General features: G+C 69.9%; 13 protein-coding genes. 6 read left to right on the top strand and 7 right to left on the bottom strand.

The genetic code is table 11. The features are described from left to right. Positions 1–23: 23 nt before the first annotated feature. Both C6Y14_RS03325 and C6Y14_RS03320 read right to left on the bottom strand, forming a co-directional pair. Positions 24–1,049 (bottom strand): cyclase family protein, encoded by a 1,026-nt coding sequence (locus C6Y14_RS03325; RefSeq protein WP_107014880.1) that lies wholly within the window; start codon positions 1,047–1,049, stop codon positions 24–26. Further along, positions 1,046–2,047: a fumarylacetoacetate hydrolase family protein gene (locus C6Y14_RS03320; RefSeq protein WP_107014879.1), complete on the bottom strand. Its 1,002-nt coding sequence runs from the start codon at positions 2,045–2,047 to the stop codon at positions 1,046–1,048. The genes C6Y14_RS03325 and C6Y14_RS03320 overlap by 4 nt, the downstream gene beginning before the upstream one ends. A gap of 163 nt (positions 2,048–2,210) precedes the next feature. On the opposite strand from C6Y14_RS03320, the gene C6Y14_RS03315 reads away from it, so the two are divergent. Further along, a complete protein-coding gene (locus C6Y14_RS03315; protein ID WP_107014878.1) occupies positions 2,211–3,128 on the top strand; it encodes a LysR family transcriptional regulator in 918 nt (305 codons plus the stop codon). Positions 3,129–3,308: 180 nt separating this feature from the next. On the opposite strand, the gene C6Y14_RS03310 is transcribed toward C6Y14_RS03315, so the two are convergent. Continuing rightward, the gene (locus C6Y14_RS03310) at positions 3,309–4,019 is read right to left on the bottom strand and encodes a FadR/GntR family transcriptional regulator (protein WP_107014877.1); all 711 of its coding nucleotides are present in this window, start codon (positions 4,017–4,019) and stop codon (positions 3,309–3,311) included. A gap of 248 nt (positions 4,020–4,267) precedes the next feature. Here C6Y14_RS03310 and C6Y14_RS03305 point away from each other — a divergent pair, with 248 nt between their 5' ends. The 5 genes from C6Y14_RS03305 to C6Y14_RS03285 all read left to right on the top strand — a co-directional run bounded on the left by C6Y14_RS03305 (position 4,268) and on the right by C6Y14_RS03285 (position 9,433). Continuing rightward, the gene (locus C6Y14_RS03305) at positions 4,268–5,509 is read left to right on the top strand and encodes an aminotransferase class V-fold PLP-dependent enzyme (RefSeq protein WP_107014876.1); all 1,242 of its coding nucleotides are present in this window, start codon (positions 4,268–4,270) and stop codon (positions 5,507–5,509) included. 102 nt (positions 5,510–5,611) lie between these two features. Further along, on the top strand, positions 5,612–6,916 hold the full coding sequence (locus C6Y14_RS03300) for an ABC transporter substrate-binding protein (protein WP_107014875.1): 1,305 nt from the start codon (positions 5,612–5,614) through the stop codon (positions 6,914–6,916). Positions 6,917–6,918: 2 nt separating this feature from the next. Further along, complete coding sequence (locus C6Y14_RS03295; protein ID WP_107014874.1) at positions 6,919–7,923, top strand: carbohydrate ABC transporter permease; 1,005 nt, start codon at positions 6,919–6,921, stop codon at positions 7,921–7,923. Beyond that, positions 7,920–8,756, top strand: a complete 837-nt coding sequence (locus tag C6Y14_RS03290; protein ID WP_107014873.1) for a carbohydrate ABC transporter permease — start codon at positions 7,920–7,922, stop codon at positions 8,754–8,756. Before C6Y14_RS03295 ends, C6Y14_RS03290 begins: the two co-directional genes overlap by 4 nt. Before the next feature lie 212 nt (positions 8,757–8,968). Continuing rightward, positions 8,969–9,433, top strand: a complete 465-nt coding sequence (locus C6Y14_RS03285) for a MerR family transcriptional regulator (protein ID WP_107014872.1) — start codon at positions 8,969–8,971, stop codon at positions 9,431–9,433. A gap of 13 nt (positions 9,434–9,446) precedes the next feature. Here C6Y14_RS03285 and C6Y14_RS03280 read toward each other — a convergent pair whose 3' ends face one another. The 4 genes from C6Y14_RS03280 to metE form a co-directional block, all read right to left on the bottom strand. Beyond that, positions 9,447–9,881 (bottom strand): cupin domain-containing protein, encoded by a 435-nt coding sequence (locus C6Y14_RS03280; RefSeq protein ID WP_107014871.1) that lies wholly within the window; start codon positions 9,879–9,881, stop codon positions 9,447–9,449. A 134-nt stretch (positions 9,882–10,015) separates the two neighbouring features. Next, positions 10,016–10,282, bottom strand: a complete 267-nt coding sequence (locus C6Y14_RS03275; RefSeq protein ID WP_107014870.1) for a hypothetical protein — start codon at positions 10,280–10,282, stop codon at positions 10,016–10,018. Between the two features lie 58 nt (positions 10,283–10,340). Next, positions 10,341–11,336 carry an AraC-like ligand-binding domain-containing protein gene (locus C6Y14_RS03270; protein ID WP_107014869.1) on the bottom strand — a complete coding sequence of 332 codons (996 nt, stop codon included), beginning with the start codon at positions 11,334–11,336 and terminating at the stop codon, positions 10,341–10,343. Positions 11,337–11,549: 213 nt separating this feature from the next. After that, on the bottom strand, positions 11,550–13,868 hold the full coding sequence (gene metE, locus C6Y14_RS03265) for a 5-methyltetrahydropteroyltriglutamate--homocysteine S-methyltransferase (RefSeq protein ID WP_107014868.1): 2,319 nt from the start codon (positions 13,866–13,868) through the stop codon (positions 11,550–11,552). Between the last annotated feature and the right edge of the window lie 88 nt (positions 13,869–13,956).

The raw sequence follows: 13,956 nt of genomic DNA, 5'->3' as shown, positions 1-13,956 counted from the left end.
TGTTCCTGTTGCCGCGTGACGGGCTACTTGACGGCGATCGGGTTCACGGGGGAGCCGACCGCGCCGGTGATGGGCAGCGGCGCGGCGGTGAGCCAGAACTCGTACACGCCGTCGGCCGCGCAGTCCCGCGCGAGTGCGTCGAGGTCCCACATCTCGCCGATCAGCAGGCCGATGTGCGGGATGGCCACCTGGTGCAGCGGCTGGAAGGCGTGCTCGAACTCGTTGGGCCGTACCTCGAAGCCCCAGGTGTCGGTGGCGATCGCCGCGATCTCGCTGCCGTGCAGCCAGCCGGCCGTGGTGAAGGACAGACCGGGCGCGGGACCGCCGGCGTAGTCGCCCCAGCCGTCGCGGCGGACCCGGGCGAGCTGCCCGGTGCGGACGAGCACGATGTCGCCGCGGCCGATCGCGACGCCCTGGGCCTCGGCGGTCGCGGTCAGGTGGGCCTCGGTGACGGCGAACCCGTCGGGCAGCTCGCCGGCCGCAGCGGTTGTACCGGCCGTAGCGGTCGTACCGGCCGTCCCGTCCGCGCCGCTCACGCCGTCCGCGCCGATCGTGCGGCCGACGTCCAGGAGGACGCCCCGCCCGGCGACGTGCGACGCCATGTGCTCGATGCCGGTCACCAGGTCGCCGTCGGAGGTGACGACCCGTTCGGCCGGGCGCCCGTTCCACGCCTTGCCGTGGTCGAAGATGTGCCCGAGGCCGTCCCACTGGGTGGAGCACTGCAGCGGCATCGAGATCACGTCGTCGGCGCCGCCGATGCCGTGCGGGAAGCCCTGGTTGCCGAGCGCGGCGTCGGTGCCGGTGTCCAGCATGGTGTGCACCGGGTTGGTACGCCGCCGCCAGCCCTTCTGCGGGCCGTTCATGTCGAACCGCTGGGAGAGGGAGAAGCTGACACCCCTGCGCACCAGCGCGGCACCCTCGCGGCGCTTGGCCTCGTCGAGGTGGTTCAGGGTGCCGAGCACGTCGTCGGCGCCCCAACGGCCCCAGTTGGAAGACGCCTTGGCCGCCCGCGCGATCGAGCCCTCGGGGTCGGTGGGGTCCAGGTTCACCGGGCCGCCTCCGCCACACAGCGGGTGCGCTGGGCACCGAGGCCGGTGATGGAGCCGTCCATGACGTCGCCGTCCCGCAGCAGCCGTCCGTGGTGCATGCCGTTGCCGGCCGGAGAACCGGTCAACACCACGTCGCCAGGCAGGAGTTCGGCGGTCCGGGAGGCGTAGGAAACCACCCGGGCGATGTCGAAGAGCATGTCCTTGGTGGACTCGTCCTGCATGGTCTCGCCGTTCAGCTTGAGCACCAGGCGCAGGTCGCCGGGGTCCGCGACGGACGAGGCGGGCACGAGCCAGGGGCCGAGCGGGGTGAAACCGGGAGCGTTCTTGCTGCGCAGCCAGTCCGTGCCGATCTGCGGCATGTCCCGGCGGAAGACGGTGGCCCGGTCGGTGAGGTCGTTGGCGATCGTGTACCCGGCGACATGGTCCAGGGCCTCCTCGACGGACACCCGATGAGTGGGCCGGCCGATCACGGCGGCCAACTCCAGCTCCCAGTCCGGCTTCTCGGCCCACGAGGGCAGCACGACCTCGTCGTACGGGCCCGTGATCGCGCTCGGCAGCCCGATGAAGACGTACGGCAGGTCCTCGGCGGCCCGGCGGTCCATGATCTCGGCGGCCTCGGCACGGCGTTCCTCCTCGGGCCGGTCGTCGGCCGGATCGCGGTGCGCGACATGCAGATCGATGACGTGCTGCCGGTAGTTGGCACCGGACTGGAACACCTGACGCGGCTCCACGGGGGCGTGCACCCGGAAGTCCGCCAGCGGCCCGCTCCGCGGATCACCCTGGTCGGCCAGCGCCGACAACCGCTCCTTCGCCCCGTCCCAGTCCTCCAGGAGAGCGCGGACGGTCAGGCGCTCGTCGCCGAAGGCGGTCCGGAGGTCGAGCACCCGGGCGTCCGCCGTGACGAGGGCGGGGAAGGCAGGCCCGTCGGGAGCCGAGAGCGTGGCGAGGGCGAATCGTCCGGCGAAGGGTGCGGGCGTGGCTTCGGGTTTCACGGACATGTCCTCCTGATTGCGGTGGGACCAATCTGGACCCGGCACCCGCGATCAGGGAAATAGATTGTGTGGATGGCAAGCATCCACGACGTTTATTCTCTCCTGGTCAGCGCCATACTGTCAGCCGTGCCGCCAAGGAAATGGCAGGGTAAATGGCAAGGGAGACGCCGTGAATCTGGCCCGCCTCGACCTCAACCTCGTCGTCGCCCTGCGCGCCCTGCTGGAGGAGCGCAACGTCACCCGGGCCGGTGAACGCATCGGGCTCAGCCAGCCGGCCATGAGTGCCGCCCTCGCGCGGCTGCGCCGCCACTTCGACGACGAACTGCTCGCAAGGGTGGGCGCCCACTACGAACTCACGGCCCTCGGCCAGGTCCTCCTGGACCGCACCTCCACCGCGTACGACCTGCTGGAACGCCTCTTCGCCAGCCAGGCCCACTTCGACCCGGCCAAGGAGAGCCGCGAGTTCAGGCTGATGGCGTCCGACTACGCCGTCGCCGTCTTCGGCACCGAACTGGCCCGTGTCGTGCACGAGGAGGCCCCCGGTATCCGGCTGCGCTTCAGCCAGACGCCGCCCACCGTGGTCGACGACACCGCCACCCTGCTCAGCGCCACCGACGGCCTGCTCATGCCGCACGGCGTCGTCAGCGGCTTCCCGGCCACCGACCTGTACGAGGACCGCTGGGTCTTCGTCGTGTCCGCGGACCACTCCGGTGTCGGGGACCGGCTCACCCGCGCGGACCTGGCCCGGCTGCCCTGGGTGACGTATCAGCGCACCTACGACTCACCGGCCGTACGCCAGCTCGGCATGCTCGGCATCGAACCGCGCGTCGAGGTCTCCGTCGACAGCTTCCAACTGCTGCCGCTGCTGGTCGCGGGCACCCGGCGCATCGCACTGGTCCAGGCCCGCCTGGCCCGCCTCCTCACCCCCCTGGCCACCGTCCGCGTGATGCCACCCCCGTACGAGGCGGTCCCCCTGCGCGAGGCCCTGTGGTGGCACCCCGTACACACCCACGACGCGGCCCACATCTGGCTACGCGAGACAGCGGCAAGGGTGGGCAAACGACTGACGGAAACGCCGGGCGCATAAGGGGCGCGGGGAACGGCGCGAGCAACCACAACGCACCCGCACCCGACGACCGGCCCTGTCAGGGGCGCGGGGAACGGCGCGAGCAACCACAACGCACCCGCACCCGACAACCCACCCAACGTTCCACCCCTCGCCGACGGCCAAGTCACCCCTCGCGACCCACCCGTCACGACCAGCCCGTCAGTCCCGCACGCCCCCGCCGTCCACCTCCTCCACGGGCGGCATAAAAGCCCGCAACCACCGCTCCGTCTGCGCGACATGCGCCTCCGCCGCCCCCGCCGCCGCCCCGGGGTCACGGTCGGAGATCGCGGTCGCCAGCACGCGATGATCCGCATCGCTCTTGCGCCGCAGCTCCGGCCCCTCGGGCAGCGTGAAGATCTGGTACTTGCGCGAGCGGGCGCGAAAGACCGCGAGCAGCGAAGCCAGCGTGGGATTCTCGGCGGCCCGCGCGATCTCCGCGTGGAAGCGGTGGTCGAGGTCCGACGCCTCGGAGGGGTCCTCGGTCGCCTCCATCGCCTCGATGAGCGAGAAGAGCGACGCCACCGTCTCGGGCGTCCGCCGCGCCGCGGCCTTGGCCGCGACGTGCGCCTCCAGCACCCGCCGGATCTCGTACACCTCCAACAGGCCGGTCAGCGGCAGGAGTTCGAGGGTCAGCGAGAGGCTGCCGATGATGTCCTCAGGCCTGAGCTGGGACACATAGGTGCCCGAGCCGTGCCGAGGTTCGACCACACCCAGGGCCGAGAGCATCCGTACGGCCTCGCGCAGCGGACCTCTGGAGACCCCGAGTTCCTCGCCCAGCTCGGCCTCCGGCGGAATGCGCTCACCCGGCCCGAGCCGCCCTGTCGCGATCATGTGGCGCAGGCCGTGGAACGCCCTGTCGACTGCGGACATCCGATTCCTCCCGTGGCGGGCCGGCGGCAGCACCGTAACCCTCGGGCACTCTAGCGACTCCGAGTCGTCAGATGTCTCCGATGTATCGGTCCAAAGTCATCTGATGACTATCGCTGCATACCTCTTGCGTGGCGCAAAAATGCCGTGCAGGATGCCGAGTCATCATACGTGTCCCACCCGATGTCAGATGTCTGCGCACTGCGGACGCGATGTCGGCGGGCACTCGGGTTCGGTAGATGTGGAGTGATGTGAGCGAGACCGAGGTCACCACAGCCCCGCGTCCCCTGCTGCTGGCGGACGGCCGCCCCGCGGCGCGGGCGTGGTCGCTGGACCCCGTCATGAAGCACCTCAACCATGGCTCGTTCGGAGCGGTCCCCCTGGTGGCCCAGGAGCGGCAGAACGAGTTCCGGGCCGAGATGGACAGCTCGCCGGTGGTGTGGTTCCCGGCCCTGCCGCAGCGGATCGCCGCCGCCCGGATCGATCTCGCGGCGTTCCTGCGGGTCGCCCCCGACGACGTGGCCCTGGTGCCGAACGCGAGCGCCGGCATCAGCGTGGTGTTCGCCTCGCTCCAGCGGCGCAGGGGCGGCGCGATCGTCGTCACCGACCACGGCTACGGTGCGGTCACCATGGGAGCCGAGCGGCTCGCCAGGCGCTGGGGCGGCGAGGTGCGTACCGCCAGGGTGCCGCTGGAGGCGAGCGAGGAGCAGGCGTACGAGGCCGTGATGGCCGCGGTCGACGACGACACGGACCTGATCGTCCTCGACCAGATCACCTCCGCCACCGCCCGCCGGCTGCCGGTGGAACTGGTCGGCGCGGAGGCCCGGCGGCGCGGTATCCCGCTCCTGGTGGACGCCGCCCACGCCCCCGGTCTGATCGAGGCCCCGCTGGAGGGCCTGACCTGCGACTTCTGGGTCGGCAACCTGCACAAGTGGGGCTGCACGCCCCGCGGCACGGCCACGCTGGTCGCCCGTGGCGAGCTGCGCGAGGAGCTGTATCCCCTGATCGACTCGTGGGGCGCCGCCGATCCGTACCCCGACCGTTTCGACCAGCAGGGCACGATCGACGCCACCGGTTATCTCGCGGCCCCGTCGGCCCTGGACTTCGTCGAGAGCACCTGGGGCTGGGACACCGCCCGCCGGTACATGGACGAGCTGGCCGGCTACGGCGAGCGCGTCATCGGCGCCGCCTTCGCCGAACTGACCGGTGTCAACGGCACCGTCGACGTGGGCATGCCGGTCCCGGGCATGCGGCTGGTGCGGCTGCCGGACGGGCTGGCCGGCACCCGGATCGAGGCCGACGCGCTGCGCGACCGGGCCGCCCGGGAACTCGGCGTGGAGGCGGCTTTCACCAGCTTCGACGGCATCGGTTACATGCGGCTGTCCGCGCACGTCTACAACACCGCGGCCGACTACGAGTACTTCGCCGAGGACTGCGTCCCCCTCCTCGGCCGCTGGGCCCGCGCGGCCCGAGAACAACCGGGCGCGGCGTAGACACCCCCCGGCACCCCGCATCACGCACCCCGCATCACGCACTTTCCCCGGCGCTCCGTAACGCCTGTCCCCAGCACAGCAGCACAGAAAGAGGTCGGCACGATGAGAAGAAGGACGGCAGCTCTCGCCCTCGGCACCGCCGCCACGATGGTCCTGACCGGCTGTAGCAGCATGAGCGGCTCCACGGCCGACGGCACGGTCACCCTCAACATGGTGGAGAGCCTGACGAACCCGGCCCGCACGGACCTGATCAAGGGCCTGATAGCGGACTTCCAGAAGCAGAACCCGAAGATCAAGGTCAACCTGATCTCGCCGCCCACCGAGCAGGCCGACCAGAAGATCCAGCAGATGCTCCAGTCGGGCAGCGGCGTCGACACCCTCGAAGTACGGGACACGACCGTCGGACCCTGGTCGAACAACGGCTGGATCTACGACATGAAGAAGGACCTCACCGGCTGGAAGGGCTGGGAGGCGATGACGGAGAACGCCGTCAAGGCGTCCCAGGACGCCAAGGGCAGGACGTACTTCGTCCCGTACGGCTTCTACGGTCTGAGCGTCTTCTACCGCACCGACCTGATCAAGGAGGCCGGCTTCAGCAAGCCGCCGGCCACCTGGGACGACCTGCTGGAACAGGCCTCGGCCATCCACGACCCGGGCAAGCGCAAGTACGGGTACGCCTTCCGCGGCGGCGCCAACGCCCAGGGCAACGCCACCGCCATCATCGAGGCGTACGTCGCCGACGAGATCGACGCGGCCGACGGCTTCAAGCTGAAGAGCGGCAAGACCATCTTCTCCGCGCCCGAGGCGCTCGACGCGATGGAGACCTACCTCAAGCTCTTCAAGGAGGCGTCCCCGAAGTCGTCCGTCTCCTGGGGCTACCCCGAGATGGTCGAGGGCTTCTCGAACGGCTCGACGGCCTTCCTGCTGCAGGACCCCGAGGTCATCGCGACCGTCTCGGAGTCCAAGTCCATCAAGAAGGACCAGTGGAGCACCGCCCCGCTGGTGGCGGGCCCCAGCGGCAAGACCGTACAGCCGCTGGCCACCGCCGGATGGGGTGTCGCCAAGGGCAGCAAGCACAAGAAGGAAGCGGTCAAGCTGGTCGAGTTCCTCTCCGAGGGGGAGGCGTCGACGGACTTCACCAAGACGAACAGCCTGGTGCCGATCCTCAAGTCGGCCGCCGAGGACCCGTTCTACAAGACCGGCCCGTGGTCCAGCTACGTCACCATGACGGAGAACCCGGACACCTACCTCAACGTCAGCCAGCCGCGCGGGGTCGCCTGGTGGGCCGAATGGCAGCAGCGGGCCGACGCCGACATCCAGAAGATGGTCCTCGGCAAGACGACGCCCAAGGAACTGCTGGCCGGCTGGGACACGTACTGGACCGAGAAGCGGCAGCAGGAGAACTAGCCATGCCCACCGCGTCCGAAACGACGTCCACGACGCAGACGGCCAAGACGGCTTCGGAGGGGGCCTCCGGCAACGGGGGCTCCCGGCCCGTCCGCAAGGTCCAGCCAGGCCGCCGCAAGCCCGAGTTCACCGCTCGGCGCGGTTTCCTCATCACCCTCTTCATGGCCCCGGCCGCGATCTTCGTGGCGGTCTTCACGTACTACCCGATGCTCGCCGGCAGCCAGATGGCCTTCCGGCACTGGAACCTGACGGACCTGACCGACACCTCGTGGGTGGGTCTGCAGAACTTCCGCGACGTCTTCGCCGACCCCGCCTGGGGCACCGTGCTGAGCAACACCGCCATCTGGGTGTTCGGCTCGATCGTGCCCCAGCTGGTCATCGGCTTCGCCCTCGCGCTGTGGCTGCGCCGCAGGTTCCGCTTCCGCGGCCTCTACCAGGCCCTCATCTTCTTCCCCTGGGCGATCTCCGGCTTCCTCATCGGCATCCTGTTCCGCTGGATGTTCAACAGTGAGTTCGGCGTCGTCAACGACCTGCTCCAGAAGGTCGGCCTGATCGACGAGCCGGTCGCCTGGCTGGCCGACCCGAAGACCGCGATGTTCGCCGTCGTGGTCGCCAACATCTGGTACGGGGTCACCTTCTTCACGATCATGATCCTCGCCGCGCTCCAGTCCATCCCCGAGGAGCTGTACGAGGCCTCGGCGCTGGACGGCGCCGGCAAGGTGCGCACGCTCTTCCAGATCACCATTCCGTACATCCGGGTCACCCTCGCGCTGACCGTGCTGCTGCGCGTCATCTGGATCTTCAACTTCCCCGACCTGATCTTCGGGATGACCGGCGGCGGACCGAACAACGAGACGCACATCGTGACCACGTGGATGATCAAGATCACGCAGCAGGGCGACTACGGCAGGGCCTCCGCGCTCGGTCTCATCGTCGTCGCGACGCTGCTGGTGTTCGCGGTCTTCTTCCTCCTGGCCACGCGCGAGAAGCGAGAGGTGAAGCCGTGATCGGCAAGGAGTCCACGGCGGGCCGGGCCACCAAGTTCACCTTCCTGGGGCTGTGGCTGGTCTTCACCGTCTTCCCCCTCTACTGGATCACCATCACGTCGCTGAAGGCGCCCGGGGACATCTTCGCCTTCCCGATCGCCTACTGGCCCGAGCACTTCTCGCTGGAGAACTACAGCGGACTGTTCGGCAAGGCCGACTTCGGCGTCTACCTCACCAACAGCCTCATCGTGGCCACCGTCGCGGCGTCGATCGCCACCGTGATCTCGATGCTGTCGGCGTACGTACTGGCCCGCTTCGAGTTCCGTACGAAGTCGGCGCTGCTGATGGCCGCCCTGGTGACCCAGATGATCCCGACGTTCATCGCGCTGGGGCCGCTGTACCTGCTGATGACCGACCTGAAGATGGTCGACAACCGGCTCGGGCTGATCCTCGTCTACATCGCGGTCTGCATCCCGTTCTGCACGGTGATGCTCCGGGGATTCTTCGAGAACATCCCGGACGCGCTGGAGGAGGCCGCGATGATCGACGGCCTGTCCCGGTTCGGGGCGCTGTTCCGGGTGCTGCTGCCGGTGATGCGGCCCGGGATCATCGCGGCGTTCATCTTCAACTTCGTCAACTGCTGGAACGAGCTGTTCCTGTCGGTGACGCTGATGAACAGCGACAGCAACAAGACGGTGCCGACGGCCCTGAACGGGTTCATCTCCAGCTTCAACATCGACTGGGGCTCGATGTCCGCAGCGGCGGTCCTGACCATCCTGCCCACGATGGTGCTGTTCGCCTTCGCCAGCCGGCACATCGTCCAGGGCCTCACGGCGGGGGCGGTGAAGGGCTGAGGGGCGGTGCCGGGATCGCAGCCGGCCGGCCGGAGGGTCGCGGCCGGACGGTCGCGCCACGGGAACTTTTCTTCCGTCCCACGGAGTGGGAACGTCATGGAACCGAGCTGATGATCACATACTTTACCTCGACGTCACGGTAGCGATCGACGTCTACCGCCCCCTGGCACGGGCGACGGACACAGACGAGACAGACGAGGTAGGGCGCCCGGATGAGCAGCGAGCACATGCAGATCGGCGAGGTCGGCGCGCGCACGGAGCTGGCACTGCGCACGATCCGCCACTACGAGGCGACCGGCCTGGTCGCCCCCTCCGCCTGCTCCCAGGGCGGCTTCCGCCTCTACACCAGGGAGGATGTCGCGCGGCTGAAGGCGATCCGCCGTATGCAGCCGCTCGACTTCACCCTGGAGCAGATGCGCGACCTGCTGGCCGTCACCGACCGCCTCGACTCCGACGAGGAGATGACGGCGTACGAACGGCAGTCCCTGCTGCGGCGCGTCCGCGAGTACGAGGAGCACGCCGTCTGGCAGGTGGAGAAGCTGCGCGCGCAGCTGGCGGAGGCGGAGGAGTTCGCCCAGACGCTCCGTAAGCGCCTGAGCCGGGACCGCGACCGGGACAGGGACCGCGGGCGGGACCGGAACCGCGACAGGGATCGCGACCGGGCCACCACGTCCTGAGCCGGCTGCGCCGCTACTCGAAGGCGCACCCGGGATTGGGGGCGTCCTGGGAGAAGGGGGCGCCGTGCGGCAGTACGTAGAGCACGGTGAGGACGACCGGAGTGTCCCCCAGGTTGCGGCCTATGTGGACGTTGCCGGGCCCGGCCGGCTCCTGGACGCTGCTGCCCTGCGGATACACGCCGTCCGAGGCGCACGTGGAGTCGAAGTGGCTGAGGGTGCCCTGCTTCACGTACGCGTAGAGCGGGCCGTCGTGGTAGTGCCAGCCGGTGGCCTGGCCGGGTGGCACGGTGATCTCCCGGACGACGTAGTCGGTTCCGCCGACCGTCTTCCGGGCGATCAGCGTGCCGGTCACCCCTGGACCCGGCGGGGTCGCGTGAGCCGTTCCTCCGGCCAGGACGGTGACGGCGGCGACCGCGCCGGCCACCGCGGTGCGGAACGAGGTGCGCATGGGCAGGGCCTCCATGTTCGTGGGCTGTCGTGACGACGTGCCGCAGCGAACATAGAGGCGGGTGCCGCATGTTGGTGCGACAATCCGCGAATTCGCTTCGTACATAGGGCAGTTGACGGTGGCCGGCCGTGTGATCAGTCCAGGACGCGCAGACGCCAGGCGCCCACGTCGTCGCAGGCCCAGGCCTTGGCCCAGCCCAGGGCGACATAGAGCTTCCCCCGGGCCTGGCACTCCGAGAGCGTCTCGTAGTAGCCGATCGTGCGCCATACGGCGGCGGCCGAGACCTCGGCGGTCGGCCTGACCCGCTCGACGGCCGCAGACGTCGCCGCGGTGGCGATGCCCGCTCCCGCGAGGCTGATTCCGATGGTCACCGCGACAGCGGCGATGAATTTCCTGAGCACGTCTACCTCCAGTCGTGACCCTTGCTCAAAAGGGTGCGCGCCACGGCCGGACCTGTCGTTACGCGTGAGCGCACAGGTCTTTCGTCTCCGTGCACTGCCGGCGGAACTCGCGCGGGGACAGGCCGTAGGAGCCGCGGAACACCTGACTGAAGTGCGCGGGACTGGCGAACCCCCACCTGGCGGCGACCGCGCCGATCGGCCTGGTCGCCAGCCGGGCATCGGCGAGGTCGCGACGGCACTGCTCCAGGCGGCGCTCACGGACCCAGCCGGCGACGGTGTGCCCCTCCTCGTGGAACAGCTTGTGCAGATAGCGCAGGGAGATGTTGTGCGCCGCGGCGATCACCTCCGGCGCCAGGCGGGCATCGCCCAGGTTCTCCCGGATGAAGGCATGGATCCGGGCCATGAGCGCACGCCGCGTGGTGTGGGACGGCACCGTGCTCTGCGCATCCAGCGCGTTGGCCAGCGCGGCCGTCAGTACATCGAGGGTGAGGGTGGACAGCCTGGCGGTGTCGGCGGGGCTGAGTTCCCTCATGCGCCGCGCCAGTTGCATCAGGAAGTGCGAGGACAGCGCGCCGACACCCTTCCCACCCGGGATACGCACCGCGCTCAGCCGCCGCACGTCCCGGTGAGGCAGCGGAAGCAGGGAACGGGGAAAACGCAGGAGCAACAGCTGCTGGCTTCCCCGCACCTCCGGCGCGAACCCCGCGAGGTACGGCCGGGAGGGGTCGAACAGGAGGAGATCCCCGACCCCGAACTCCGTGCACCGGCCGTCCTGCGTGATCCTGCCGCCGCCACGCACGATGCAGCCCAGCTTGAGCACTTCGGGGTCCGCCTGCCGGATGAGCTTGGGGGTGCGGTGCACCGAGTGCACCATCGTGGTCATCAACGTGGCCTGCAGCGAACCGAGTTGGCTGATGCCGACCTGCGCCCGGAACGCTCTCTCCACCCGCCGTTCGCAGCGCGCGTCGTACGGCACCCAGAGCTTCGAGCTCACCTCCCGCCAGAACGCGAACCTCTCCTCCGGCGAAACCTCCGCGGTACTGACCACGTCCATGACTCACCCCCGTGGGGTCCGCGCCTCGTCACCAGCGCGGACTGCTGTCCGGTGACCGTGTCGCCCCGCCCCCCGGCGGGGCGAGCACCGGCACGTTCAGGTGTAGCAGCTCCAGGATGGTTCGAGTCGGGCATTTCGGCGACAGCCGAATAGCCCTGGTACGGGCCGGGAGCAGGGGGCCTTGCGCCCCACGTTCCCGGCCCGCCGCGTGGATCAGGACGCGGACAGCTCCGCGCGGATCGTGCGGGCCGCGGCGACCAGGTTCTCCAGGGACGCGCGGGTCTCGGGCCAGCCGCGGGTCTTCAGGCCGCAGTCGGGGTTGACCCAGAGGCGCTCGGCGGGGATGGCCTCAAGTCCCTTGCGCAGCAGGGCCGCTGCCTCGTCCGCGCTCGGCACCCGGGGTGAGTGGATGTCGTACACACCGGGCCCTGCCTCGCGCGGATAGCCGTGTCCGGCCAGCTCCCGGGCGACCTGCATGTGCGAGCGTGCCGCCTCCAGGCTGATGACATCGGCGTCGAGGTCGTCGATGGCCTGCACGATGTCACCGAACTCGGCGTAGCACATGTGCGTGTGGATCTGGGTGTCCGGACGTACGCCACCGGTGCTGAGGCGGAACGCCTCGGTGGCCCACGCCAGATACGCCGGACGGTCCGCGGCGCGCAGCGGCAGCGTCTCGCGCAGGGCGGGTTCGTCGACCTGGATGACCGAAGTCCCGGCCGCCTCAAGGTCGTTGACCTCGTCGCGCAGGGCGAGGGCGACCTGCCGGGCGGTGTCGCCGAGCGGCTGGTCGTCGCGGACGAAGGACCAGGCGAGCATGGTCACCGGCCCGGTCAGCATGCCCTTGACCGGCTTGGCGGTCAGTGACTGGGCGTACGTCGTCCAGCGCACCGTCATGGGTTCCGGGCGGGAGATGTCCCCGGCGAGGATCGGCGGGCGGACGTACCGCGTGCCGTAGGACTGGACCCAGCCGTGCTGGGTGGCAAGGTAGCCGGTGAGCTGTTCGGCGAAGTACTGGACCATGTCGTTGCGTTCGGGCTCGCCGTGCACGAGCACATCGAGGCCGGTCTTCTCCTGGAACGAGATCACCTCGCCGATCTCGGCACGGATGCGCTCCTCGTACCCGGCCGTGCCGATCCGTCCGGCGCGCAGGTCGGCCCGCGCGGTGCGCAGTTCGGTGGTCTGGGGGAACGAGCCGATGGTGGTGGCCGGCAGCAGCGGCAGGCCGAGGTGGGCGCGCTGCGCCGCGGTCCGCTCGGCGTACGGCTGGGAGCGGCGGCCGTCGGCGTCCGTGACGGCGGTGGCGCGGGCCCGTACGGCGGGGTCGCGGGTGATGGCGGACCCGGCGCGGGAGGCCAGGTCGGCCCGGTTGGCGGCGAGTTCGGCGGCGATCGCGCCGGTGCCGCCCGCGAGGCCCTTGGCGAGGGTGACGATCTCGCCGGTCTTCTGCCGGGCGAAGGCGAGCCAGCGGCGGATCTGCGGCTCGATGTCGCGTTCGGCGGTGGCGTCGAGCGGGACGTGGAGGAGGGAGCAGGAGGCGGCCACGTCGACGCGGTCGGCCAGCCCGAGCAGGGTGCCGAGTGTGGCGAGGGACGTCCCCAGGTCGTTGACCCAGATGTTGCGGCCGTTGACCACTCCGGCGATCAGACGCTTGCCGGGCAGTCCGCCGACGGCGGCGAGCGCGTCCAGGTTGGCTGCGGCGGCCTCGGTGAAGTCCAGCGCCAGGCCTTCCACCGGGGCCTTGGCCAGCACAGGCAGGGCGTCTCCGAGCCGGCCGAAGTAGGACGCGACCAGCAGCTTCGGGCGGTCGGTCAGGGCGCCGAGGTCACGGTAGGCGCGGGTGGCCGTGTTCAGTTCGGCGGGTGTGCGGTCCTGCACCAGAGCGGGCTCGTCGAGCTGGACCCATTCCGCCCCCGCGGCGCGAAGGTCGGCGACGATCTCGGCGTACACGGGCAGCAGCCGGTCGATGAGGGTGAGCGGGTCGAAGCCGGCGGCGACACCCGGTGCGGGCTTGGCGAGCAGGAGGTAGGTGACGGGTCCGACGAGGACGGGACGTGCGGTGAGCCCGAGTGCCAGGGCTTCCCTCAACTCCGCGACCTGCTTGGTGGAATCGGCACTGAAGACGGTGTCCGGGCCCAACTCGGGCACCAAGTAGTGGTAGTTCGTATCAAACCATTTGGTCATCTCCAGCGGCGCCACGTCCTGGGTGCCGCGCGCCATGGCGAAGTAGCCGTCGAGCGCGTCGGCCTGGACGGCGGCGCGATGGCGCTCAGGGATCGCGCCGACCATGACACCGGTGTCCAGGACGTGGTCGTAGTACGAGAAGTCACCGGTGGGAACCTCGTGGATGCCGGCCTCGGCCAGCTGCAGCCAGTTGGCCCGGCGCAGCTCGGCGGCGGTGGCCCGGAGGGTGTCGGCGTCGGCCCGGCCCTTCCAGTAGCCCTCGATCGCCTTCTTCAGTTCCCGGTTCTGTCCCTGGCGGGGGTAGCCGTACACGGTGGCCCGTGCCGCCGCGGCTGCGGACTGCGCTGTCACGGAAATCTCCTTCGCGAGATATCTCCCTGGGATCCCGGGACGGGACGCGAGCGCGAAAGGGTGACGGACCGGGCGGAAACAGAGCCGC

The sequence above is a fragment of the Streptomyces dioscori genome (genome assembly GCF_003024195.1).
In the GTDB taxonomy this organism is placed as follows: Bacteria; Actinomycetota; Actinomycetes; order Streptomycetales; family Streptomycetaceae; genus Streptomyces; species Streptomyces dioscori.
Note: the sequence above shows the minus strand (reverse complement) of the source record. Positions and strands in the feature narration are given on the sequence as shown.

Excerpts from the sequence above, each read along its gene's own strand:
- C6Y14_RS03320 (WP_107014879.1), bottom strand. The coding sequence starts at position 2,047 with ATGTCCGTGAAACCCGAAGCCACGCCCGCACCCTTCGCCGGACGATTC.
- C6Y14_RS03310 (WP_107014877.1), bottom strand. The coding sequence starts at position 4,019 with ATGTCCGCAGTCGACAGGGCGTTCCACGGCCTGCGCCACATGATCGCG.
- C6Y14_RS03300 (WP_107014875.1), top strand. The coding sequence starts at position 5,612 with ATGAGAAGAAGGACGGCAGCTCTCGCCCTCGGCACCGCCGCCACGATG.
- C6Y14_RS03295 (WP_107014874.1), top strand. The coding sequence starts at position 6,919 with ATGCCCACCGCGTCCGAAACGACGTCCACGACGCAGACGGCCAAGACG.
- C6Y14_RS03285 (WP_107014872.1), top strand. The coding sequence starts at position 8,969 with ATGAGCAGCGAGCACATGCAGATCGGCGAGGTCGGCGCGCGCACGGAG.
- C6Y14_RS03280 (WP_107014871.1), bottom strand. The coding sequence starts at position 9,881 with ATGCGCACCTCGTTCCGCACCGCGGTGGCCGGCGCGGTCGCCGCCGTC.
- C6Y14_RS03270 (WP_107014869.1), bottom strand. The coding sequence starts at position 11,336 with ATGGACGTGGTCAGTACCGCGGAGGTTTCGCCGGAGGAGAGGTTCGCG.